Annotated in this window: 20 protein-coding genes and 1 pseudogene; 9 read left to right on the top strand and 12 right to left on the bottom strand. The window is 56.8% G+C overall.

Annotated elements, in window-relative coordinates; all coding sequences use genetic code 11:
• The first annotated feature begins 182 nt into the window (after window positions 1-182).
• The 3 genes from KUO20_RS04330 to KUO20_RS04320 are packed head-to-tail and all read left to right on the top strand — an operon-like array spanning window position 183 to window position 3,384.
• On the top strand, window positions 183-1,562 hold the full coding sequence (locus KUO20_RS04330; protein ID WP_235041678.1) for a GntP family permease: 1,380 nt from the start codon (window positions 183-185) through the stop codon (window positions 1,560-1,562).
• 9 nt (window positions 1,563-1,571) lie between these two features.
• Entirely contained in the window at window positions 1,572-2,342 is a 771-nt protein-coding gene (locus KUO20_RS04325) for an SDR family oxidoreductase (protein ID WP_235041677.1), read from the top strand.
• A gap of 31 nt (window positions 2,343-2,373) precedes the next feature.
• On the top strand, window positions 2,374-3,384 hold the full coding sequence (locus tag KUO20_RS04320) for an L-idonate 5-dehydrogenase (protein WP_235041676.1): 1,011 nt from the start codon (window positions 2,374-2,376) through the stop codon (window positions 3,382-3,384).
• 125 nt (window positions 3,385-3,509) lie between these two features.
• Here the strand turns inward: KUO20_RS04320 and KUO20_RS04315 are convergent, their stop codons facing one another.
• The 5 genes from KUO20_RS04315 to KUO20_RS04295 form a co-directional block, all read right to left on the bottom strand.
• Complete coding sequence (locus KUO20_RS04315; protein ID WP_235041675.1) at window positions 3,510-4,283, bottom strand: enoyl-CoA hydratase/isomerase family protein; 774 nt, start codon at window positions 4,281-4,283, stop codon at window positions 3,510-3,512.
• 161 nt (window positions 4,284-4,444) lie between these two features.
• Entirely contained in the window at window positions 4,445-5,293 is an 849-nt protein-coding gene (locus tag KUO20_RS04310; RefSeq protein WP_235041674.1) for a 3-hydroxybutyryl-CoA dehydrogenase, read from the bottom strand.
• A 22-nt stretch (window positions 5,294-5,315) separates the two neighbouring features.
• Complete coding sequence (locus KUO20_RS04305; RefSeq protein WP_235041673.1) at window positions 5,316-6,944, bottom strand: acyl-CoA synthetase; 1,629 nt, start codon at window positions 6,942-6,944, stop codon at window positions 5,316-5,318.
• Between the two features lie 112 nt (window positions 6,945-7,056).
• Complete coding sequence (locus tag KUO20_RS04300; protein ID WP_235041672.1) at window positions 7,057-8,844, bottom strand: acyl-CoA dehydrogenase; 1,788 nt, start codon at window positions 8,842-8,844, stop codon at window positions 7,057-7,059.
• 137 nt (window positions 8,845-8,981) lie between these two features.
• Window positions 8,982-10,355, bottom strand: coding sequence for an MFS transporter (locus KUO20_RS04295; RefSeq protein WP_235041671.1), 1,374 nt, complete (start codon window positions 10,353-10,355; stop codon window positions 8,982-8,984).
• A 503-nt stretch (window positions 10,356-10,858) separates the two neighbouring features.
• Between KUO20_RS04295 and KUO20_RS04290 the strand changes: the two genes are divergently transcribed.
• The 3 genes from KUO20_RS04290 to KUO20_RS04280 all read left to right on the top strand — a co-directional run bounded on the left by KUO20_RS04290 (window position 10,859) and on the right by KUO20_RS04280 (window position 12,700).
• On the top strand, window positions 10,859-11,242 hold the full coding sequence (locus KUO20_RS04290) for a VOC family protein (protein WP_235041670.1): 384 nt from the start codon (window positions 10,859-10,861) through the stop codon (window positions 11,240-11,242).
• 133 nt (window positions 11,243-11,375) lie between these two features.
• Window positions 11,376-11,762 carry a DUF4870 family protein gene (locus tag KUO20_RS04285; protein ID WP_235041669.1) on the top strand — a complete coding sequence of 129 codons (387 nt, stop codon included), beginning with the start codon at window positions 11,376-11,378 and terminating at the stop codon, window positions 11,760-11,762.
• Between the two features lie 2 nt (window positions 11,763-11,764).
• Window positions 11,765-12,700: a lysophospholipid acyltransferase family protein gene (locus KUO20_RS04280; protein WP_235041668.1), complete on the top strand. Its 936-nt coding sequence runs from the start codon at window positions 11,765-11,767 to the stop codon at window positions 12,698-12,700.
• Window positions 12,701-12,724: 24 nt separating this feature from the next.
• Here KUO20_RS04280 and KUO20_RS04275 read toward each other — a convergent pair whose 3' ends face one another.
• Window positions 12,725-14,134 (bottom strand): mannose-1-phosphate guanylyltransferase/mannose-6-phosphate isomerase, encoded by a 1,410-nt coding sequence (locus KUO20_RS04275; RefSeq protein ID WP_235041667.1) that lies wholly within the window; start codon window positions 14,132-14,134, stop codon window positions 12,725-12,727.
• A gap of 54 nt (window positions 14,135-14,188) precedes the next feature.
• Entirely contained in the window at window positions 14,189-15,769 is a 1,581-nt protein-coding gene (locus KUO20_RS04270; protein ID WP_337926482.1) for an alkaline phosphatase family protein, read from the bottom strand.
• A 211-nt stretch (window positions 15,770-15,980) separates the two neighbouring features.
• On the opposite strand from KUO20_RS04270, the gene KUO20_RS04265 reads away from it, so the two are divergent.
• Together KUO20_RS04265 and KUO20_RS04260 are read left to right on the top strand one after the other, a co-directional pair.
• Window positions 15,981-17,483 (top strand): OpgD/OpgG family glucan biosynthesis protein, encoded by a 1,503-nt coding sequence (locus KUO20_RS04265; protein ID WP_235042416.1) that lies wholly within the window; start codon window positions 15,981-15,983, stop codon window positions 17,481-17,483.
• 60 nt (window positions 17,484-17,543) lie between these two features.
• Window positions 17,544-18,323 (top strand): creatininase family protein, encoded by a 780-nt coding sequence (locus KUO20_RS04260; protein WP_235041666.1) that lies wholly within the window; start codon window positions 17,544-17,546, stop codon window positions 18,321-18,323.
• Between the two features lie 24 nt (window positions 18,324-18,347).
• Here KUO20_RS04260 and ribA read toward each other — a convergent pair whose 3' ends face one another.
• Window positions 18,348-19,451, bottom strand: coding sequence for a GTP cyclohydrolase II RibA (gene ribA, locus KUO20_RS04255; protein ID WP_235041665.1), 1,104 nt, complete (start codon window positions 19,449-19,451; stop codon window positions 18,348-18,350).
• Window positions 19,452-19,591: 140 nt separating this feature from the next.
• Between ribA and KUO20_RS04250 the strand changes: the two genes are divergently transcribed.
• Complete coding sequence (locus KUO20_RS04250) at window positions 19,592-20,458, top strand: RibD family protein (RefSeq protein ID WP_337926486.1); 867 nt, start codon at window positions 19,592-19,594, stop codon at window positions 20,456-20,458.
• Between the two features lie 108 nt (window positions 20,459-20,566).
• Here KUO20_RS04250 and KUO20_RS04245 read toward each other — a convergent pair.
• The 4 genes and pseudogenes from KUO20_RS04245 to KUO20_RS04230 all read right to left on the bottom strand — a co-directional run.
• Window positions 20,567-21,388 (bottom strand): annotated as a pseudogene (locus tag KUO20_RS04245) (lysylphosphatidylglycerol synthase transmembrane domain-containing protein); the annotation flags it as partial.
• Window positions 21,389-21,431: 43 nt separating this feature from the next.
• Complete coding sequence (locus KUO20_RS04240) at window positions 21,432-23,369, bottom strand: glycosyltransferase (protein ID WP_235041664.1); 1,938 nt, start codon at window positions 23,367-23,369, stop codon at window positions 21,432-21,434.
• The gene (locus KUO20_RS04235) at window positions 23,366-23,764 is read right to left on the bottom strand and encodes a 6-pyruvoyl trahydropterin synthase family protein (protein WP_235041663.1); all 399 of its coding nucleotides are present in this window, start codon (window positions 23,762-23,764) and stop codon (window positions 23,366-23,368) included. The genes KUO20_RS04240 and KUO20_RS04235 overlap by 4 nt, the downstream gene beginning before the upstream one ends.
• A 26-nt stretch (window positions 23,765-23,790) precedes the next feature.
• Window positions 23,791-24,771, bottom strand: a complete 981-nt coding sequence (locus KUO20_RS04230) for a zinc-dependent alcohol dehydrogenase (protein WP_235041662.1) — start codon at window positions 24,769-24,771, stop codon at window positions 23,791-23,793.

The raw sequence follows: 24,771 nt of genomic DNA, 5'->3' as shown, positions 1-24,771 counted from the left end.
GCCTTATCGGCAAATACATTACGCTTATATATTTATCAGAATTGCTGCCGCCGGACTAGTGATTATCTCAACGCCATTACCCGTTTGTTTAAACCAAGGTCGAGTATCCAGCCAGCGTTCAAGCTGTAAAATGTTACCGATAACATCGCCAGTCATTAGCCTTACTTTCTCGGAGCGCTCGCATGAACGGATGGACTCAGACGATGTCCGCAGGACCACTGTTAAGCATTGCCGCAGTGGCTGTCTTATCCCTCTTGGTGTTAATCATCAGGTTTAAAATGCACGCCTTCTTGGCGTTGATGCTAGTGAGCCTGCTAACCGCGCTAGCCGCCCAAATACCTGTTGATGCTATTGTGCCCACGCTGGTGAATAGTTTTGGTGGCACGCTTGGGGCCGTTGCGCTACTTGTCGGTCTGGGTGCGATGCTCGGCAAGCTTGTCGAGCATTCAGGGGGCGCGAAGGCGCTTTCTGACAAAATGATTGAAGTCTTTGGCGAAAAGCGCGCACCGCTTGCACTGGGTGTCGCCTCGCTGCTGATGGGTTTTCCCATCTTTTTTGACGCCGGCTTGATCGTCATGCTGCCCATTATCTTTGCGGTATCGCGCCGTTTAGGCGGCCCGATACTGCTCTATGCCATGCCTGCGGCCGCGGCGTTTTCGGTCATGCACGTTTTCTTACCCCCTCACCCAGGCCCGGTAACGGCGTCGGAACTGTACAATGCCAACCTAGGTCTACTGCTGCTAACCGGCGTGGTGATTGCCTTCCCACTCTGGTGGATCTCAGGCTACATGTGGGGGAAAGTGGTCGCCAAGCGCCATCCGTTCCCGCTTAGCAATGGCCTATTTGGCGACATCAGCGACGACGAAGTTACCAACCCGCCTTCCGTTGGTGTGGTGATCAGCCTGTTAATGCTGCCGCTTGTACTGATCTTTATGAACACCGGCCTAAACTCGCTGCGTTCCATCGGCGCGGTTGACAGCGACCAGCTATGGTTTCAACTGCTTTCGGCGCTCGGTAATACGCCTATCGCGCTACTCATTTCAACGCTAGTGGCCATGTTAGTGCTGGGCCGCCGCCAAGGGATGGAAGGCAATGCATTAGAGAAAGTGCTCGACTCCTCCCTCGGGCCGATTTGCTCAGTGGTGTTGATTACCGGCGCTGGCGGTATGTTCGGCGGCGTGCTGCGCGCATCGGGCATTGGCGATGCACTATCCAGCTCGCTAAGCGATCTTGGCCTGCCTATCATCATTGCGGCCTATGTGATTGCGGTGATTATGCGTCTCGCCCAGGGGTCGGCGACAGTCGCGCTGGTAACGGCCGCGGGGCTAATGGCGCCCGCCGTGATTGGCGGTGATTTCACCTCAATGCAGGTAGTGGCGATTACGTTAGCCACGGCCGCAGGCTCCGTGTTTGCTGGCCACGTGAATGACTCAGGCTTTTGGCTTGTGGGCCGGCTGCTAGGTATGGATGTCAAAACAACGCTGAAAACGTGGACCGTCCAGCAGGCTCTTGAGTCAGTGGTCGGCTTTATCTTCGCGTATATCATTTTCATGATGTTTTAGGTGATCACTATGAAACAGCCACTTTTCGATATTAGCGACCGCCTAGCGCTGGTCACCGGCTCTTCTAGAGGCCTTGGCAATGCTCTCGCAAGAGGATTGGCACACCAGGGCGCGCGCGTCATCCTACACGGGCGTGATTTAGACAAAGTGAAGGCAGAAGCAGACAAGGTGGCGCAAGACACAGGGGCCACCGTTGAAGCAATCAGTTTCGATGTCACCGATGCTAGCGCAACCAAGCAGGCGCTTGAAACACTGATTGATGACTACGGAACGCCGGATATTCTGATCAATAATGCCGGGCTTCAGCGCCGCGCATCGTTCAATGAATTTGACACGGCTGATTGGGATGCTCTTATCGCCACCAATCTGTCGAGCTTATTTTATGTTTCCCGCGCCTTAACGCCGGCTATGAGCGAACGCGGCTCCGGAAAAATCATTAACATAGGCTCCGTACAGTCTAAGCTTGCCCGAGAAACAATCGCGCCTTACTCCGCCACAAAAGGCGGTGTTGCGCTACTGACACAGGGTATGGCCGCGGATTTGGCGCGTTTTAATATCCAGGTCAACTGTATTTCTCCCGGCTATTTCAAGACCGAAATGAACACCGCCTTATGGCAAGACCCTGCCTTTAACCAATGGGTCGAAAAGCGCACGCCAGCCCAGCGCTGGGGGCATTTCGACGAGCTGGTGGGCACGCTGGTCTATCTCTGCTCGGGCGCCTCAAGTTTCGTTTCCGGGCAAAATATTTTCGTCGATGGCGGGATGACCTCGGTCGTTTAACTGCCCAGATTTCCCCTTTAGGAGCAGCGCCATGCAAGCATTAGTCATTCACGGTAAGCAAGACCTGCGGGAAGAAAGCGTTACGCTGCCCGCTTTAGCCGCTGGAAAAGTACGTTTACGTATGTCTTTCGGCGGCATATGCGGCTCAGACCTTCACTACTATCATGAGGGCGCCAATGGCGCCTTTGTGATTCGTGAGCCATTGATTCCCGGCCACGAAATGTCGGGCATCGTCGAGGAAGACCCCAGCGGGCAATGGCCGCAGGGAACAGCGGTCACGCTGCACCCTGCGACATTTGGCAACAGCCAGCCCGGCATCGAAGACAAACCGCACCTGTGGCCCAACGGTGCTTATCTAGGCTCTGCTTCTACCTGGCCGCATACGCAGGGTGGCATGAGCCAGTTTTTAGATGTCGATACCAGCATGCTGAGGGCCCTGCCGGATACCTTGCCTCTGGCACGTGCCTCTCTAGCAGAGCCCTTATCCGTGGGTTTGCATGGTATCCAGGTAGCCGGCGGCGTCGATCAGAAGCGCGTGCTGGTATGCGGCGCAGGCCCCATTGGCTTGCTCGCCGCTGCGGCAGCACTTGCCAAAGGCGCCCGCGAAGTCTGCATTACCGACGTTCTAGATGGCCCACTATCCCGCGCCCGCGCACTGGGAGTACATAGCACTATTCAGGTAGGCACGGATGAGCTGCCTCAAGAAGCTTTCGATGTCGTACTTGAGTGCACCGGCGTTCCAGCATCGATCAACAGCGCTATTCTCGCCGTACGTCGTGCAGGCATTATCGTTCAAATAGGCATGATGCCTGCAGCTCCACAGCCGATTGCGCTAGCGTCATTGATTGCAAAAGAGGTCCAGCTGAGAGGCTGCTTCCGTTTCAATGATGAAATTGATGAAGCCATCAGGCTGCTCGCTGCCGATGCCCGCTTCGATAGCGTCATCACTCACGTACTGCCTGCCGAAGATGCCCAGCACGCTTTTTCGATTGCTAAAGATGCGCAAGTATCCGGCAAGGTGTTGATTGAGCTTTGGAAGTAACAAACGCAGGAATAAATCGTAGAAATAAAACGGGGGTGACGCAGACGCCACCCCCATTACCAGTCAAAATTTATTAAACGAACGCTTATAAATTGGTCTTACAAAACAGACCTTAAAGCGAGATGCTAAAAGTTAGCCTTGCGCTTATCTACAAAAGCGGCCATGCCTTCTTTCTGTTCTTCACCGGCGAAGCATAGGGCAAATAGGCTCGTTTCCAGCGCCAGCGCGCTATCAAGGTCTTGGTCTAATCCATCGTGAACCGCCTGTTTGGCACCGCGTACAGACTGCGGGCCATTGCCTTTAAGCTGCTTGGTGAGTTCTTCGACGTAGCTCTCCAGCTCAGCCTGCGGCATTACTCGGTTAACGAGCCCGATACGCAGCGCCTCTTGGGCATCGATCTTACGACCCGTGGTAACAAGGTCAATCGCCATGGCGGGGCCAACGCGACGCGGCAGACGCTGGGTGCCACCAAAGCCCGGGATAACACCCAGCAGTACTTCTGGCTGCCCAAACACGGCGTTATCGCTGGCTACGGCCCAGTCGCAGGCCAGTGCCAATTCGCAGCCGCCGCCAAGGCAAAACCCGTTCACCAGCGCGACCACCGGCACTGGCAATGTCTCTAAGCGTTTAATCGTGCGCAGCGCTTGGCTGGCAAATGCCCGCGCCTCTTCAGGCGTTTTTTCGCGCATTTCGGTAATATCGGCTCCCGCCACGAAGGATTTCTCGCCCGCCCCCGTAATGAGTACCGCGCGTAAACTCGGGTGAGCTTCCAGCGCCACTAAATGGGCTTCTAACGCGGCGAGCACTTCGCTGTTTAATGCATTGAGCGCCTTAGGGCGATTAATGGTTAAACGCACCACTCCATCGTTATCAACTTTCTCAATCACTGACTCACTCATGGCGGGCTCCTTAATTGTTATGGGCATACGCGGTTATATCGTAGCTGGAGGAATACCACTCAACCCTAGCGAACGCTTGGTTGAGTGGCAATGACTTATTTATTGGGTTCTTACGATGGGCAAACTTTAATGCCCCAGCATCGAGACCACCCAGCTCTCAATTAATCGTAGTGATAAAAGCCACGGCCAGTTTTACGGCCGAGATAGCCTGCGGCTACCATGCGTTTAAGCAGCGGGCACGGGCGGTATTTGGGGTCGCCAAAGCCCTCCTGAAGCACGTTCATGATCGCTAAACAGACATCTAAGCCAATCAGGTCTGCCAGCGCTAGCGGCCCCATCGGATGAGCGGCACCTAGCTTCATGGCGTCATCAATCGCTTCTGGAGTGGCGGTACCCTCTTGAACGATAAACGCCGCCTCATTGATCATCGGTACTAATAAGCGATTCACTGCAAAGCCCGGCGCATCGCCCACCGGCACGGCGGTTTTGCCTAATGCCTTGGCAAGCTGCTCGATACGCTCAACGGTAGCGTCAGAGGTCTGCTCGGCGCGAATCACTTCTACCAATTTGAGCACCGGCACGGGGTTAAAGAAGTGCATGCCTACCACGCGTTCGGGATGTTCGCACACCGCCGCCAAACGGGTGAGCGACAGTGATGAGGTATTGGAGGCCAAAATAGCCGTGCTGTTCAATTGGCTTAGATCGCGAAACAGCTCCTCTTTGAGGGCTGGCTGCTCAGGCGCTGCCTCAATAATCACCGCACAGTCGCTAAGCGCCTGTAGCGAGGTCGTGGTCGAGAGGCGCGCCAAAGCGGCCTTTTTATCTGCCTCTGTGATTTTTTCTTTAGCAACCAGCTTGGCTAAGCCTTTGTCGACGTTCGCCTCAGCGCGACCCAGCTGCTCTTCGGCCACATCAAAAAGACGCACCGTAAATCCGCTGGCGGCCACTACCTGGGCAATCCCCTGCCCCATCGTACCCGCACCGACGATGCCAATTAGCTGGTCACTCATTCACTCTCTCCTAAATCCACTATCAATGATTTTTAGCTTCTTCACGCAGTACGAATTTTTGTATCTTACCCGTTGAGGTTTTCGGCAGTTCGCTGAAAATTACCGTCTTAGGCACTTTGTAGCTCGCCAAACGCTCGCGACAGTGGGCGATAATATCGGCCTCAGTGATTTCCCCATAGCCGACTTTCAGCTTCACAAATGCACAGGGCGTTTCGCCCCACTTCTCGTCAGGCTTAGCCACTACCGCCGCCTCTTCAACGGCGGGATGGCCGTAAATAGCGTCTTCTACTTCGATGGTCGAGATGTTTTCACCACCGGAAATAATGATGTCTTTAGAGCGGTCTTTGATCTCGATATAGCCATCTGGATGCCACACAGCCAAATCGCCGGTGTGATACCAACCACCCGCTAACGCCTGCTCGGTTGCCTCAGGGTTTTTTAAGTAGCCCTTCATCACGTTATTACCGCGCATCAGTATCTCACCCATGGTTTGACCGTCTTTGGGGACAGGTTCCAGCGTGAGCGGGTCGGCCACACATAACGCTTCAAGCATGTGATAGCGCACGCCCTGGCGCGCTTTTATTTTCGCCCGCGCCTCAAGCGGCAGCTCATCCCACGCCTCACGCCAGGCACAAACGGTCACCGGCCCGTACACTTCGGTTAAGCCGTAAACGTGGGTAACCTCTATGCCCAGCGTTTCAACGCCAGCTATCACCGCGGCGGGGGGCGCAGCACCGGCGGTGGTGACTTTTACCGAATGATCGAACTGGCGCTTATCTTCAGCGGGCAAATTAACTAAGCCATTGAGAATAATCGGTGCGCCGCTGAAGTGGCTAACCTTTTCATCGGCAATTAGCTGCATAACCTTTTTAGGCTCGAAACGGCGCAGACACACGTTGACGCCTGCATTAGCGGCAATTGTCCATGGAAAGCACCAGCCGTTACAGTGGAACATAGGCAGCGTCCACAGATAGATCGGATGATGGGGCATCGCCCACTCCATAATATTGCTCACCGCGTTCAGGTAAGCGCCGCGGTGGTGATAAATCACACCCTTAGGTTTTCCCGTTGTGCCCGAGGTGTAGTTGAGCGAGATCGCATTCCATTCATCGTCAGGCAGTTGATAAGCGAAATCGGCGTCACCCTCATTGAGCAGCGCTTCGTACTCAATCTCCCCAATAGCGTTTGTTTCACCGAGAAACGTCACGTCGGCCACATCAATGATCAGCGGCTTATGTTCAAGCTTGGCAACGGCCTGCTGGATAACGTCAGCAAACTCCGGGTCCACCAGAATCGCCTTGGCTTCGCCATGCGCAAGCATGTAGCTGATCGCCTCAGCATCCAGGCGAATATTTAAGGTATTGAGCACACAGCCCGCTAGCGGCACGCCAAAATGCGCTTCAAACATAGCTGGAATATTAGGCAGCATGGCGGCTACCGTTTGACCCGGCTGAATACCCCGCTGTTTGAGCGCAGAGGCTAGCTTGCGACAGCGCATCCAGGTTTCGCCCCAGGTGCGGCGAGTGTTGCCATGCACGATGGCGGGATAATCGGGATAAATCGACGCCGAGCGCTCAATAAAGGTCAGCGGCGAAAGCGGTACGTGATTGGCAACGGTTTTGGGCAAGCCTTGTTCGAAGATAGCGCTCATGGTCGGCTCCTACGTATTGTTATTCAAAGCGATCGTTTTAAATGCTTGTTTTGATAGCGTACAAACAGCGCCGCCGCCCTTAAAGGCGGCGGCGAGTGGCGGTGTTATTGCGTCAATGAACCTCAAAGTCACTCAGACACTGCATGCCCGCCTCAATGACCGCACGCTGGGCGCGGCCAACCGGCAGCCACTGAGTGATAGCAAACTCTGCGCTGCGCAGTTTGGCAGTGTAGAAAGGATCGTCGCTGCCGTTATCAAGCGCGGCCTGAGCGCTAAGCGCCGCTTGCCCCATCTGCCAGGCGCACAGCACGTGCCCGGTTAAGCTGAGAAACGGCGTGGCGTAGGCCTGTACCGCGTCCGCCCCTATTTCAGGGTCGGCGCCCTGCTTGAGCACTATCGCTTGGGCAGTTTTTAGATCGTCTAAGCCGGCGGCTAAGCCACTGCCTAACGCAGCAAGTGCGGGGTTAGCGTTGAGTTGTTCGACGGTAATGGCAACGTCGTCTAGCAGTGCAGTCAGCGCTTCGCCGCCGTCGCGTTGAAGCTTACGCCCCGCCAAATCAAGCGCCTGAATACCGTTAGTGCCTTCGTAAATCGGGGCAATGCGCGCATCGCGCAGCAGCTGGGCAGCGCCGGTCTCTTCCACGTAGCCCATCCCACCGTGCACTTGAATGCCCATGGACGCGATATCGACCGCTTGGTCAGTGGAAAAACTTTTAATCACCGGAATAAGAATATCGGCGCGGGCCTGAGCAGCGCTGCGCGTATCGTGATCGTCTGCATGACGGGCTGTGTCCAGCTCGGCGGCGCAATACAGCGCCAGTGCCCGCAATGCATCGGTACGCGAGCGCATTGAAAGCAGCATACGGCGCACGTCGAGATGATCGCTAATACTGCATTCAGCGCCGCCACGGGATGCCGGCGCCCGTCCCTGACGTCGCTCAAGCGCGTAAGCGAAGGCATGCTGGCAGGCACGCTCAGCCACCCCAATGCCTTGAATACCTACTTTGTGGCGCGCCTCGTTCATCATAGTAAACATATGATTCAGGCCACGCCCTTCTTGGCCGACCAAGTAGCCAATCGCGCCGCCGTTTTCGCCAAAGCTTAGCGTGCAGGTAGGGGAACCGTGAATACCCAGCTTGTGCTCAATGGATGCGCAGGTAACGTCGTTGCGCTCACCCAGCGAGCCGTCGTCATTGACCAAAAGCTTGGGTACTAAAAACAGTGAGATGCCTTTATTGCCTTGCGGCGCATCGGGTTTTCGGGCCAGGACCAGATGAATAATGTTGTCAGCGGCCTCGTGCTCGCCCCAGGTGATATAGATTTTCTGACCGCTGATGCGGTAGTGGTCGTTTTCGGGCACGGCGCGCGTGCGCACTTGGGAAAGATCCGACCCCGCTTGGGATTCGGTAAGGTTCATCGTGCCCGTCCAGCTACCTTCCACTAATTTGGGCAAGTAAATGGATTTGAGGGCATCGCTGCCGTGGTGCGCAAGAGCCTCAATAGCGCCAGCGGTTAGCATGGGGCAAAGACCCAGCGCCATATTGGCACCGTGAAGCATTTCCTGAACGGCACTGGCCACCACTTCAGGCAAGTTCTGCCCACCTAACGCCGCAGACACGCCAATACCGTTCCAGCCACCCTCTACATACGCCTGATAGGCCGCTGCAAAGCCATCCGGTGACGTCACGCTGCCATCGGTATGACGCTTGGCACCCTGCCGATCACCGCTAGCATTGAGCGGCCCCCAGACATCACCCGCAAGCTTTGCCGCTTCTTCGAGCACTGCCTCAACTAAATCGGGCGTGGCTTCTTCAAAGCCTGGCAGGTTTAGCGAGCGATGCGCGAGCAGCTCTTCGAGTACAAAGCGCAAGTCGCGTACGGGCGCGGCGTAAACATTCATGGCGAACCTCGGCGGAGAGTGGATCTGGACGTTCTTAAACAATTGTTTGAAAGTAGCGCTACGATAGTAGTAATACTCTCTCCCAGATACCATTAGCCCAAGGTATCAGCCGCCGCCGATAATGCCTCTATATTGCGCTACTTACGCACACCCACCTGCTCCACATCATCATAATAGGTGATATGACTTTCATCTTCGGCAGGCGGTCCCACCACGGGCTCAACGGCGTCAACATCCCAAACCACGTCGGACAAATCTTCCAGGTACTCGTGCTCCAGCGCGCCTTGCATCAACTCTTCGGTCACCACTAGCTCGGCGCCCGCTGCGGTCATTGGCGTTGTCGGCGTAAACGGAGCCACGGGCACCGGCGCTGGACGCACATGACGACGCCAGGAAAAGAACATCACCAGGAACAGGCTGAGCGAACCAAAAGCCCAGAATAGCCCTGCGTCGCCTATTGCCGTCATGACCGGTGAAATCATTAGCGGGCTGAGCGTGGCGCCAATCGAATTGATCAACAGCAACCCCTGGCTCATACGCACTAACGCACCCGCAGGTGCACGGTCAGCGGCGTGGCTAACCGCGACGGGGTAAAGCGCAAACACCCCACCGCCCAGCAAGAACAGCAACACCGCTAGCAGCGGTGTCGAGAGCGGCAGCCAGAGCATCGCCGCCGAGATCAATACACAGAAGCCGCTAATCCCAATCAACACCATCTGACGGTCGTGGCGGTCCGACCAGCGGCCAATCGGATACTGCAGCAGCATAGCCCCCAGAATCACCACCGCCATCATCTGCCCCACCTGGCTAACGCTCATACCGTTACGCTGCAAATAGAGCGGTAGCAGCGTATACGCCGCCGCAACCACCATCCCCGAGCCCAAACTACCCATCACTCCGGTGGGGGTCAGCATAATCAAACGGTGGGGAGGCAGCGGCTCGGCGTGCTCCATGATCGGCGAGACGCGGGGAATCATTGCCATTGGCAGGACGGACAGCGAGGCCAGCAGGCCAATCACCATAAAGGGCGCGGTGACGCCCATGGCGTTAGTCACCCCTAGCAGCAGCTGGCCCAACACCCCGGCCCCGTACAGCGAAATCATATACAGCGCTAGCAGGCGCCCTCGGACCTTTTGATCCCCGGCGGTCAGCAGCCAGCTCTCAATGACCAAATAAACGCCCACCGTCGCCCAGCCGCCGATTAGGCGTAGTCCAAACCATGCCCAGGGATCGAAAAACAAGCCCTGCAGCAGTACCGTAACCGCGACGAGTGAGGCAAAACTGCCGTAGGCCCGAATGTGACCAATGCGCAGCAACAGACGGTCGTTCACCAGCGCACCCAGCGCTAAGCCGATAAAGTAAGCCGACGACACAATACCGATCACTGTGGCCGACTCACCGGCGGCGTCCAGGCGCACGGTAATTAAGGTGGCAAGAAAACCGTTGCCAATCCCGAGAATGAATAGCCCTAACAGGGGCGCCAGCGCCATGGCTAATAGTTGCGGCGACATGAAAACCTCACCTTGCCTACAGGAGTGAAAAACACACATGAAACATGTTGCCAAATGTGCTCGAAACCACCGTCATCTCACCTGGCACACCTAGTCAGGCTGGGATATCGGCGCGCAATTATTGCCCTCAATGGTACAAAGTCAATGCTTTTCGAATGCTTCGCTCACCCACGCTGGCGGTTTATGAGCAATAACCGTGTCGGGGCCAGGAAATTCCACTGCTAAACTATCCTTTTGTACCCACCAGCGGGGTAAATAATCGCCCTAAAAAGCGCCGGCATCCCGTATCATGCGGCGAGTTTTAATATTTATCGTATTCGGCTTTTTCAGCAGCAGCGCTCTAATGCTGCCCCGGGGGGACAAATACCAGCGTGCACGTGGCACACTGGTAATAGTCACAATGCAGCTCCCTGTGGTAAAGCACAGTGTTAGATTCCGCGCATAGCGGGCAACGGCGCATCATCGTATTCTCTGGCTTATCGTTATGTTTTAAGGAAAGAGGCATGCTAACAGGTCTGGATCATCTTGTTGTTACCGTCACGGACATGGGCCGCGCAGTAGATTTTTACTCTCGCGTGCTGGGCTTAGACGTACGCTATCGCGATGCCCAGCGGGTCGATCTAATGCTGGGGGATACCGCGCTACGCCTGCATCAAACAGACACCGATATCGCCCCCGTCTCAGCAACGCCCACCCCCGGCAGCCTGGATTTATGCCTGCGCTGCCAGCTGCCGCTGGACGAATTTAAGCAGCACCTGGACGCCTTGGCGATTGAGGTTGAGCTTGGCCCTGTGGCTCGCCAAGGCGCCAACGGGCCGATTGAGTCCATTTACCTACGCGATCCGGACGGCAACCTGCTGGAGATTTGCCGGCCTTCTTCACGTTAAGTCTTGGCTCGCGTTAATGCTAAGCCGAAGATCGCAAGGTATCATAATGCTCTTGAACAGCACCGGCTGAGATGCGCGAGTTAATGCGCAGCGAGCTCTATGCACTTATATAAATTGATCGAAAGGAAACGCTATGCGTGATAATGACAATGCGCCGCTTGAAGGCGAAATCGTCAGCGAAGAGCAGCGCCATAAACCCGACACTACGATGGCGATGGTTATCTATGCGCTTTATCTGGCCAGTTTTTTTCTCGGCTTTACGTCGATTGTCGGGCTGGTCATCGCCTACGTGTATAAAGGCAAAGGCCCTGCCTGGCTAGAAGAACACTATCGCTACCAGATTCGCACCTTCTGGATAGGGCTAGTGTACGGCATCGTCTTTTCGCTACTGACCTTCATTCTGATCGGCTTCCCATTACTGTTGGCACTCGGCGTGTGGCTGATTGTCCGCTGCGTTAAAGGCTTTAAAGGGCTGCAAGAGAAGCGTGCACCCTCCAACGTAGACACTTGGCTGCTCTAACAATGACTCAACACAGGTCTGAATCCGATCGGCGTTTCTCAAAAGCCAGTGCCATTAGCGGGCTTTGGCGTCATTTGTCAGGCTGGTCGCTTTCACGCCTGTGGCGGGTTTCCTCGGCCCTAGGGCCGCAGGTTTACCGCTTTAGTAAGCGCGAACGTTTTATCACGGAGCGCAACTTAGGCGTTGTTTACCCCGACCTTTCGGTTGCCGAGCGCAAGACGCTTGCCCGGCATAGCCTGCGCCACTCAACGGCAACCATGTTAGAGCTAGGGCATGCCTGGATGGCGGAGCCAGATAGCGTAGAAGCCGGTATTCTGGCGGTCTTTGGGCGCGAAAAACTCGACAGTGCCCGGGAGCAAGGCCGTGGAGTGATCGTGCTAGCCCCGCACTTTGGTAACTGGGAGGTGCTCAACTTCTGGTTGTCGAGCCACTTCCCCTTTACCGCGATGTACGAACCACCCAAAATTACCGCTCTGGATCCTATTATTCGCCATGGCCGAGAGCGTATGGGTGCAAGCCTGGTGCCGACGAATCCTCGCGGCGTCGCGGCATTGCTCAAAGCGCTTAAGCGTAGCGAAGCTATTGGCATATTGCCCGATCAGGAACCCGACTGGGGCAGCGGTGTTTTCGCACCTTTTTTTGGTCGCGATGCCTACACCGCTACGCTGCTGCCGAAACTAGTGGCTCGTACCCAGGCAAGAGTAGTGACCGGCGTGGCGCTACGCGTTCCTGGCAAAGGCTTTGAGATCCACTTTCTAGATGCCGACGAGCGCGTCTATAGCGCCGATGACGTGGAGTCTGCCACGGGAGTCAACGCTAGCGTGGAGAATGCCATTGCCTTGGACCCCGCGCAGTATCAGTGGGAGTACAAACGCTACCGTAAGGTGGTGCAAGAACAGCAGCAATTGCCCAACTTCCGCGACTTTCGGCCGTATTGATCAGCACCTTACTCTTACGGCTGGTCACTCGTTATTGTTGCGAGCATACACATCGTCTAAGCGCTCAATATCGTCCTCACCCAGATAGCTTCCCGACTGCACCTCGATCAGTTCAAGAGGAATCTTGCCGGTGTTTTCCAGCCGGTGAAGCGCCCCGATGGGAATATAGGTCGACTGATTTTCACTGACTAAGAAACTCCGCTCTTCAAGCGTTACCCGTGCCGTGCCGCTCACCACCACCCAATGTTCAGCGCGATGGTGGTGGCGCTGCAGCGAAAGCCGCCCACCGGGTTTCACGGTAATGTGCTTTACCTGATAACGCTCGCCGCTATCCATCGCTTGAAAGCTTCCCCAAGGACGCTGAACCTGAGGCGCGCATTCAGGCTCGCGACGCCCCGCCTGAGAGAGTGCCGCCACCAGCTGTTTGACCTGCTGCGCCTGCTCACGGTGAGCGATTAATACGCTGTCAGATGTCTCAACAACAATCAGATTCTGCACACCCAGCGTTGCCACCAAACGGTGCTCGGCAATCACCAGCGAGTCCTGGGTATCGGTTAACCAGGTATCGCCTTTGACAGCGTTGCCAGCCTCATCGCACGCCACTGTTGCCCACAGCGCATCGAAGCTACCGATGTCGCTCCACTGCGCTCTCAGTGGCACCACCGCGGCGCGCTCGCAGTGTTCCATGACCGCATAGTCGATAGAGTCCGCCGGACAGCGGCAAAAAGCTTCTTCGCCCAGGCGCAGAAAATCTAAGTCGCGATGGGCCGAGCTAACCGCCTCCTCGCAGGCCGCGAGCATCGTCGGCTGCAGGCGCTCTAACTGCTCTAAATAGCTGGAGGCACGCAGCAAAAACATGCCGCTGTTCCACAGGTAGTTGCCGCTGGCTACCAGCTCAGCGGCGCGCTCGGCGTCGGGCTTTTCGATAAAGGCGGCAAGATGATGCCCGCCCTCTAAAGGCGCACCGCAGCCAATGTAGCCATAGCCGGTTTCAGGCTGGGTCGGCACGACGCCAAACGTCACCAGGTAGCCTGCTTCGGCGAGCGGCGTAGCAAGCGCAACGCTGTGCTGAAACGCGCTAACATCGCCTATCTCATGATCCGCCGGCAGCACCAAGAGTAGCGGATCATCGCCGGCTTGCCGCGCCAGCAATGCCGCACAGGCAATTGCGGGTGCGGTATTACGCCCTTCGGGCTCCAGCACCAGCGTGGCCGCTTGATTCATTTCGCGCAGCTGTTCGGCCATTAAGAACCGGTGACTCTGATGCCCCATCAGCATCGGGGCTTTATCGGTCAGCCCGATCAAGCGGCTGAGCGTTTGCTGCAACAAACTCTGCGGCGACGTTAAGCGCAAAAACTGTTTAGGCATTTGCTCTCTTGATAGCGGCCAAAGCCGAGTGCCGCTACCACCGCTTAAAATTACCGGCTGAATCATGATTCCGTCCTTGTAGTCGTCCTTGTAGTCGTCCTTGCATCAGAGCGCGCATTTTTAGCGAACAGGCTCACCGAAATCAGCCTGTAGCCAGTGACGCAGTTCGCTCATTCTGGGCGCATTGGCAGCCTGTTCGAGCGCAGGCAGCGTGCCGGGTACAAACCCGCGGGCAATAAACGGTGCCAGAAGCGCTGGGTCTGCACTGATGATATGCACCGGCACCGCCGCACTAGCATTACCACCGGTAATTAACGGCGCGGGCTGATGATCACCAAGAACGATCATCAGCGTCTTATCGTCAACCACCCGCTCCGCCCAGCGCCCGGTGACTTTTACAGCGTAGTCCACCGACCAGGCATAGTGATCGCGAATGCGTTCGATGTCTTTCCACAGCACTTCTGGTGGATCGCCGGCGTTTTCCCACGGTGTAAAAATGCGGCCATCCTCGATTAACGACCAGTCTTCAATGACCGGCAGTATCGGTGTCCAGGGCGCATGGCTCGAAATTAACGCCTGCTGTGCAAACACCGGCGAGTCGCCTAACAGGTGTTTTTGAGTGTAATCGAGGGTGAACTGATCGGGCATCGTCACCCAGTTAAGGGCGGGACCGGCGTAGTCGATATCTTTAGCAGCGACTATTTCATCGAAACCGTAAATCTTGCCTTCCGGCCACGCCATGGTAATAGCGGGCATAACGGCCAGCGTACGCTGCCCGGTGGCACGAAAATCATCAATCAACGTGGAGTGGTCGCTGTCTAACATAAGCCGATACCACAGCTGGTTATCGATCCACCGGCCGCTGAGCGTGGTCGCGTGCGCCAGCCACGACTGCCCGCCGCGAATCGGGGCTTCTAACATACCTGACACAACGTGAAGATTTCGCGCTTCTAAACGCTGCTGCATCTCGGCGAGAGTGGGCAGCAGCACGTCAGCATAGCGCGGGTCATTCAGCGCCGAGATGCCGTAAGACTCAATGAAAGTCAGCAGCACATTATGTCCTTCAAGCCCTGGTAAGGCCTGGGCCTGCATAGGTGCATCTTTCAGCTGTGCGGTAAATTCACTGCGAGCAGCATGGGTAGCGGTTATTTGCTGCCATTGAAAACGCGTGATGTTGACCAACGGCAGGCGGGCGCTATCCACTAACCGCATACCTTTAAGCTCAAGCGCGGCACCGCTGGTCGCAATAACCAGCAGCGCTAATGCAACCGCTCGGGGCAAGCGCTTAATAGCAAAAGATGCCGGTGGCAGTAGCAACCATGCCAAGCCCGCGGTAATAGCAAGCAATAAGGCGGCGCCGGCCAGCATTGCGCACACGGCCAAAAATTGCCCGAGATTACCTTCCAGCAAGTTATAAACAGCGCTGAGTAAAGGTAAATCAAGATAGAGATTAAGTGGCCGGGCAAAGGCCATATGCGTCGCGGCGGTTCCCAGGCTAGTAGCGGTGGCCAATACCACCCAGCTCACCAATCCCACTGCCGCGATGAGGCGCGCCTTGCCGCGTGGCAGCAACAGCATTAAAGACGCGATGATCAACGCTTCCCAAGCAAGCAGATGTGAGCTGATATCACTAAAACGCCACCACAGCGGCGCAATAAACAGTAGATTGAGCAGCAGTATCGTTGATAATAATCGGATCATCGAATTCTCGTGTGTGCCTGCTTTAGCTTAAGATGCCTAAGATAAGAATTATCGGTGTCCTACCTTATTGAAAGGTAATATACAGGCATAAGGCCACTGAAAAACAACATCATCATGTTATGTCGAAAGGATTTCGCCCATGTGTGTTCACAGTGTTGGTAGAGAGCCGGTTGGTAGAGGACAGACGATTAGATGGGGTGCTGGCAATTTGATAGTACTACTCGGCTGTACGATCGCATCGGCTGCGTTTGCCGACGATGATCGGCACTTCAACGCTGTGATAGATTGCGCGCAGCAGCTTGCTAAAAATACGTACCAAGCCCCCGAAGAGACGCTGCCCGATGCGCTGCGTGACCTTAGTTACGATACCTATCGGCAAATTCGCTTTGATCCAGAAAATGCTTATTGGAAAGACGAAAGCCCGTTTAACTTACAGCTTTTCCACAGCGGCTTCCTTTTCCAAACCCCCATTGCGCTCAATGTTATTGAGAACGGCAGCGTCGCCTCCCTGCCGTTTGCGCCCGAGGATTACAACTACGACGGCAATGCCGAAGCGCTGAAGGAACAGGATTTATCGGGTAGCGGTCATGCGGGATTCCGCCTGCACTACCCACTCAATAACGAAGAGTACGCAGACGAAGTAGCGGTTTTCCTTGGCGCGAGCTATTTTCGCATCGTAGGACGTGATCAAGTGTACGGGCTCTCGACGCGAGGGCTGGCGATCGATACGACTTCCCCTGAAGGCGAAGAGTTTCCAGCGTTTCGCGAATTTTGGTTTTATAAGCCCGCCGCCGATGCCGATCACCTTGAGCTATTGGCACTGCTGGATAGCCCTTCTGTCAGCGGCGCCTATCGCTTTATTATCCGGCCCGGTGACGATACGCAGGTTGAAGTAGAAGCCGAGCTGTTTGCGCGAGACGACATCGCCAAGCTAGGCGTTGCCCCACTCACCAGCATGTTCACGTACGGCGAAGCGAGCCGCGAGCGCCCGGACGATTTTCGCCCGCAGGTACACGATTCAGATGGGCTACTAATGCATACCGGTAGCGATGAGTGGATCTGGCGACCGCTGAACAATCCTGATGATCTTCACACGTCAGTGTTTGTTGATGCCTCGCCACAGGGGTTTGGTCTCATGCAGCGCGAGCGCGATTTTAACCGCTACTTAGATACGGAAGCCCAATATCATCGGCGCCCCAGCCAGTGGGTGGAGCCCTTAGACGACTGGGGCCCTGGTCACGTTGAGCTGGTTGAGATCCCCACTGACGATGAAACTAACGACAATATCGTTGCCTACTGGGTTGCCGATGACGCGCTGAAGGCCGGTGAGTCTCGCCGCCTGCACTACCTTACCTATACGCTCAATGCTCAGCCAGAAAACAATATGCTTGGGCAAGTCATTCGCACCCGCCATGGCCGTGTCGGCATTATCACGCAGGAAGATTCCGACTCATCAGAGCAGCGCCAATTTATTGTCGATTTCCAGGGGGGTGCGCTAGATAAGCTAGCAGCCGACCAACCGGTTGAGCTTGATATCAGTATCCAAAACGGTGAGGTGCTGTTGCCTCAAGTCACCGCGCTACCTAATAAGGGCTGGCGCGCCAGCTTCCGACTGCCCGCCAGCGATCAGCCTAGCGATGTTAGCCTCAGGCTGACTGTCAACGGCGAACCGGTTAGCGAAACCTGGAATTACGTGTGGTATCCAGATGTCTGACCCAAGCAACACAACGCTATCAATTATCTGCCTCAACATCCGCTACAGGTCGTTCACGTTATGATTTACCACTGGCAAGCGCTCACCTCTTCACAACTCGCCGATATCGCCCAGCGTGACCCGGTGGCGGTACTGGTGCTCGGTGCCATAGAACAGCACGGCACTCACCTGCCGTTAGCCACTGATCTCACTATTGGTCTAGGCCTTCAGGCGGCCATGTTGGAGCAGCTGGATGACTCGCTTAATGTCATTTGCCTACCGCCTATTTCCGTAGGCGCCAGTGACGAGCACGCAAGCTTTCCCGGCACGCTGAGCTTGCCCGCGCCGCTTGCCATTGCCACCTTGGAAGCCTACGGCGATAGCCTAGCCCAGACAGGCATTCGCCGCCTGGTGCTGCTAAACAGCCATGGCGGTAACAAAGCGGTGATGGACATCGCCGGGCTAACGCTGCGGCGGCGATATGCGATGCGTGTGGTAAAAGCGACCTATACGCGGCTACCTCCTCTTGAAGGTGCCGTTGCTGCTGAAGAACTACGCTATGGATTACACGGCGGGCTGCTGGAGACCGCCATGATGCGACACTTAGCCCCGTCGCTTGTACAGCTTGATGACTACCAAGCCGCCCCCACCGCGGCGCCACAGGGCAACGCACTCGTCAGTGCAGAAGGCGCCGCGGCGTTTGCATGGCTAGCGGAAGACTTAAGCGCCCAGGGCGTGGCAGGCGATGCCACTCACGCTAGCGCTGAATTAGGCGAGCGGTTAGTGCGTCACTACGCAAGCCAACTTGCCATGGTAGTAGCAGAAACCGCCCGGCTGCCGCCGCTAGCAGAGCAAGACTAACGCTCCGGCTAGCGACGGTTGCGGTTAGCGCTGGCTACTTAATACGTCTTCTAGCAGATGCCCGCCACGGGTTGCCTTGGCGTTTAGGTAGCGCTGATTATGATCGGTAACGCTGCCGTAGAGCGCTTGGCGCGAAACCACGTCGATGCCGCCTTGGCGCAGGGCGTCCATTTTCAGCGGATTATTGGTCAGCAGCTGCACCTGATCGATTTTAAGGGCACTAAGCATATCCACCGCGACGCTATACTGGCGCTCATCATCACCGAAACCCAACACTTGGTCGGCATCCACCGTATCCAGGCCGCCGTCTTGCAACGTATAGGCACGCAGCTTGTTAGCCAAGCCAATACCTCGCCCCTCTTGGGCCAAATAGAGCAGCACACCGCCCCCCATGGCCTGGATATCCTTCACGGCATTGCGCAGCTGTTCTCCACAGTCACAGCGCAGGCTGGCGAAGAGATCTCCCGTTAAGCAGGCCGAATGCATACGCAGCGGCACCGCGGCTTCCCACTCTTCAGGCTTACCGATGACCACGGCCACATGCTCGCGCAGGCCGTCCGGCTCACGAAAGAGCACAAAGCGGCTGTCGGCCGCTTCTTCCAACGGAATTTGCGCTTCGCTCACCCGCTTAAGCATGCCCGGCGCACCGGCCAAGCACTGCTGAGCATCTTCGGCATTAACGGCTAGCAGCCGCCCTTCGGCAAGCTGCTGCTCAATATCCGCGGCGGCTTTTTCGCTCACAAAAGCGCAGAGCGCTGCCGGTATTAGCAGAGCGCGACGCATCAGCGTCACTGCCCCCACTTCCGCTAGCGCCGCGGGCTTTAAGCCCTTTAATTGCTCACTGCCCGCTGACTGCTGATCTTCTGAGGTGGCTAAGCGATGCAGCTCGCCGGCGCCAATGTTCGCCGCTAACGGTAAGCTTGCCGCCTCAGCGGTGACCGCCACACCAATAGCCGCTAAGCGATGGCGGGTAAGCACTAGTGAAGGCGGGCTACCGGCCAACTGCGCGAGGGCATCTACCGACTCACTGCCTTCCAGCGCCTGCACTAATAAACGCTGGTTGCCGGCATTAATCACCACGGGCAAACCACGACGAATATCGAAAATAGCGCGTTCAATCTGATACATGTGTGCCTCCTGGCTTCCTGGCGTGGGAGATTTTAGGTCTTGCGCTGTGCGCTACTTGCTGCGAAGTGCTGACTCGAAGTGCTTGCTCTTAACCAAGCAGCGCCCGCATGATGAAACGTAACTTTTAACACGGAGGCGTCATGCCCAATCCCAACGTCAACACGGGCGCTACCTCGTCTGTCACCCCGCAAGATGGCCGTATTGAGGCGGCAGATGCCTGGGAGTGGCTGCTGGCGCTGCGCCACCGGCGCGCCAGCTCCGTGTCGATCAAACTGATGCCTACCGGTGAGTGGGCAACGTCTCTGACCCTTAGCGCGCAAGCCCGTGAGCTGTTGGACTGCCTGACGCCGCTGGCTAGCCAATCGGCATGGGTTGTTGCTCAGCTGGGGCAAAGCCTTGATGGGCGCATCGCGACAGAAAGCGGTCATTCGCACTATATCAACGGCGACGAAAGCTTGGTGCATCTGCACCGGCTGCGCGCCATGGTTGATGCCGTGGTGATCGGCGCGGGAACCGCCTGTGCCGACAACCCGCAGTTGACGGTGCGCCACGTTAGCGGCGAGCACCCTGCCCGCGTCTTGCTGGACCCTCGCGGGCGGGCACCAAGCAGCTTGGCCCTGATGTGCACCGATGCCGCACCGACGCTGCATATTGTGGGGCCGGAGGTGTCGGTGCCAACGTCCCATTCCCACCTTGAACGCTGCGTGCTGCCGCTGAACGCTAACAGCCAGTTCAACCCTCAAGATATCATTGCGCTGTTGGCCGAGAGAGGCTTGCATCGCGTGCTGGTGGAAGGTGGCGGCATTACGGTTTCTCAGTTCATCGAAGCGCACGCCGTTGACCGTTTGCATCTGCTCATCGCCCCCCTGCTGATTGGCTCCGGCAGGCCGGGACTCAAAATGACGCCCATCGACACGCTTGATAAAGCGCTGCGTCCGCCCACGCGAACCTTCCGCTGCGGTGAGGACACCTTGTTCGATATGCTGCTGAGGAAGGCTGCTCCCTGAGGGCGACGCCTTTTCACGACGGCTCAGCGCAACCCAGATACCCGGCAAACTGGCCAGCAACACTAACACACCGTAAGCCAGCGATACCGCCACGCCCTGGGCTGCCGGCAACCCCACCAGCGCCCAAACACCGGCCGCGGCACCTTCACGCAGCCCCCAGCCCGCGACCGACAAAGGGATCACCATTGCTAAGAGCAATACCGGCGTGAGCGCAAGCAGCTGAAATACGGGCAGCTCAACGCCAATCGCACGGGCTGCGCAGACCATCACTAAACCATAGCTCAAGACAATCATCAGCGACGACAGCAGCTGCAGAGGCCAGACGCCGCGCTGCAATAAACCACGCTTAATATCGCGCGCTAAAGCTTGGCTCCAGTCTGGCAGTCGCCGAGACCAGGCGTTAAAGCGATGGCGCAGCAGCAGCCCGCCGGCAATCGCTACACCTAGCCCCGCCACTATGCTGAGGCCAACCGCCGCGATCACGGACATGCCCAAAGCGGTATGCCAAAGCGGCGAAAACAGCAGCGCCGTTAGCGTTAATAGCACTAACGCTAGCTGGCCCGACGCACGCTCAATAATCACCGCTCGCCAGGCCTTGCCCCGGGACTGCGCTTGGCGGGCATGGCGGTGAGCGCGGCCTGCATCGCCCAGCACTCCCCCCGGCAACAGCTGATTGACTAACAGCGCGAGGTAATACTCGCGCAGCGCATAGCCGAATCTCAGCGGCACGTTAATGAGCCCCGCAGTGAACTGCCAACGCCAAGCGCTAAGCATGATCTGTAGCGTACTGATAACAAACGCCAGGACTACCCAGCCGGCAGAAAAACGCTGTATCTCATCAACAATCGCCCTAGGATCAACCCACAGTGCAACGGCCCCCAGCAAGACGACGCTGACAACGCCACGGCGAAGCCATGGGCTGCCTATCATCGCGCGTAGCCGCGTGTGGGGTCTTGGCGCCTGGGCCATCGGCTTACGCCTCTGCCTGGGGCATGGCGAACACATCACGATGCCCCACCCAGACACCTAATTCACCGCCAGCAACCGCCTGCTGACGATGCTGCAACCAGGCGGCAATACGTGCCGATGACTCAGGTACTTGTTCTGTTACGGCCAGCGCCCAGCCTTCAAGCAGCGCCGACATCAACGACAGCTGCTCGCGATTGCCAGCGCTTAGATGCCAAGGCGTTTCAGCTTGTTCAACGCGGAACTGCGCCTTTTCTAAGGCGGCGATCAAGGCATCATGGGCCTGGCCACCCAGCGCGGCGCCTAGCCCTTTATCACGCTGCTGGTGAGCCATAAACATCGCCAGCATCCAGTGATCTTCATCGTCTAATACCGGGGTGCCGCTGGCATCCGTAAAGTGCCACTCGCCGGTCACGCTTAAGGCAATCAATAGCGCCTGATGCTGATGAGCACAGCGAGCGACCAGTTCATCAATCCACTGCTGTGAAACCAAATCCAGCAGCGCTGACGCGGTCACTAAATGTGAATCATTCATCGGCACATCGCTCAGCGGCTCAAGCGATACGCAGTGTGTTTCAACTGCCACGGGTAGCCCCTGGCAATCGCTAAATTCAACCGCTCGCTGCTGGGCCTGCTCCAACAACCCAGCGTCGTGATCAATTAATTTCCAACGCTGGTAGCTGCCCAGGTGCGGGGCAAGAAAACGCATATTGCTGCCCCGACCGCAGCCAAGATCCGCTATCCGGGGTGATGCTGCGCGCGCGCTCAGCCACTCAGACGCCTGCATGGCCAGCGGTTGGCTGCGCGCGGCAATGTCTGCCTCTTCGCGCAGCGTCAGCCAGTCTGCAGCAAACTGGCTGCCGGCACTAAAGCCCAGCTGAGCCCTTGGCGTGGTTAACGCAGCAGCAAAGTCAGCGCCCGCTGCCTGCCAGTCATTAAGGTTATGGCGTGCTTGCGCAGCGCCTTGACGCAGCTGATGGCGTAAAACAGGGTCACCGCAAAACTGGCTAAGGGCATCTTGCAGCGCCTCGCTATCACCCGGCGGAACGCTCAAGCCCGCACCCGGCGGCAGCGTATCGCGCAGCGCACCGCCGGTAGTGGTAATCACCGGCAGGCCGTGGGCCAGCGCCTCAGTAATCACCATGCCGTACCCTTCATACCATGACGGCAGCACGAGGGCGTGGGCACGCTGATACGCTGCTTCAAGGGTTTTATCGTCGCATTCACCGTGCAAGATCACTCGACCGGCAAGCTGATGTTGCTCGATAAGCTGCTGAACGCGCTGGGTAAACGCAGCGTCACGCACACCGCCATAGCAGTCGCACTGCCAGTTATCCCCCGCTACGCCTGCCAACGCCTGAACTAAAACATCCTGCCCTTTGCGGGGCGTTAGTGTCGCTACACACAATAGCCGCAGCGGTTCGCCTGGCTCGTCGGCGGGACTTACCGGCGCTTGAGCCACACCCGGCTCAACGACCGAAATGTCGGCATTGAGCGGCATGGCATAGTTCGTTGCCAGTTCCAGCACACGCCGAGCGGTAAAATGGCTAGTGACGATAATGCGCGCAACGCCCGCCAGGGCCGCAAGCTCGCTGCGATGAAAGTGCTTCTGGTCGGCCGCGTTCAGGCCCAGCTCATCACCTAATGGATGATGCAGCAGCGAGGTAATATCCAAGCGCTGGCCGTGCAGGGCAATCACCTCTGGCAATGCCCCCATGGCCAGCCCATCAATCACCACCGACGCCCCTTGCGGCAACGACTCAAGCGCTTTGGTGAGCTGCTGTTTCGCTTCACTATCGGGGTCAGGAAACACGCCAGAAAGGCCCATCACGTCAATCTCCCAGCCCTGCTCACGCAGGGCTGCGACGATGTGCGCATCGTACAGATAGCCACCGGTGCGCTGAGCCGGGTCGCCAGCAACGATTAACGTGAAATGTCGATTCATAGCGCGCCTTCGAAACTTGCCCAGGCCACATGAGACTCGTGGAGTTTGATTTCCATATGGGTAATACCACGGGCCGTTTGGCCCATTTTACCCTCGCCAATCGCGCCGGCGAGCCGGTCGAAAATCGCCTTGGCCATAAATTCCGTGGTGGTATTTTTGCCTGAAAACTCGGATTCTTCGTCCAAATTGCGAAAGTTATAGCCCGCAAGCACTTCTTTTACCGTCTCACTCGCCAGGCCGATATCGATCACTAAGCCATCTTCATCCAGCTCAGGGCGTTGAAAAACCACATCCACAACATAGGTGGCGCCGTGGGTACGCTGGGCAGGACCAAAAATCTCGCCTTTAAAGCTATGCGCAATCATAAAATGGTCACGAACGCATAAACGATACATAGAGACTCCTTGTTATCAAAAAATAGTTACGAATAGCGTAATCGGTGGCACAGCGCGGTGCCTCCCGGCCCCAACAAATGCGGTGCAAGCGCGGAAAAATCGTAAAAATCGCTTTCACCACTCACTAAAACGTCCAGCCGTTCGTCGGCCAACAAACTTAGCGCTAGCGTTAAGCGGCGACGATAGTCCCAGCGGGAAAGCAGTTTCGCGGGAAGCTGGCCGACCTGGCTGGCGCGCAGCGTCAAACGCTGGGAATGAAAGGCGCCGCCTAAAGGCAGCGTCACGTCACCTTCGCCGAACCAGCTCATCTCAATGAGCCGCCCCTCGTTACCCAATAGGTCAAGCCCCTGACGCAGCCCGTCAGGATGCCCGCTGGCGTGAATAGCGCAGTCCTGGTTATGAGGGGCCTGGTCGGGCGTACTAAACGCCACCCCTAAATGAGCGGCAATCGCTTCGCGCTCAGGGTTAATATCGATTAGGTGTACGTTGACACCGGGAATTTGGTTGCACAAATAGGCGACTAAAGCGCCTATTACGCCCGCACCAATGACACAAACCTGTTCGCCCAGCATGGGCTCTGCATCCCACACGCCGTTAACTGCCGTTTCCATATTAGCAGCCAGCACCGCGCGCTGAGCAGGCACATTAGCGGGAATGGGAATGACCGCCGAGGCAGGCACCACATAGTGATCTTGGTGGGGAAACAGACAAAAAATGGATTTATTCAGTAGTTCACTGGGACCTTGCTCGACAAGCCCAACGCTGCAGTACCCGTATTTCACCGGGCCAGGAAATTCCCCTTTTTGAAAAGGGGCCTGCATGCGTGCAAACTCGCTCTCGGGGACACGGCCAGTGAATACCAACGACTCGGTACCCCGGCTAACCCCGCTGTATAAGGTGCGTACATGCACTTCATCTTGCCCTGGGGGCTTGAGTATTTCACGCCGCATCTCGCCTTGCTGGGGGTTGGTCACCCAAAAGGCAGTGGCGTAGTCAGGCGCCAGCAT

It is taken from the genome of Vreelandella profundi, from assembly GCF_019722725.1.
In the GTDB taxonomy this organism is placed as follows: domain Bacteria; phylum Pseudomonadota; class Gammaproteobacteria; order Pseudomonadales; family Halomonadaceae; genus Vreelandella; species Vreelandella profundi.
Note: the sequence above shows the minus strand (reverse complement) of the source record. Positions and strands in the feature narration are given on the sequence as shown.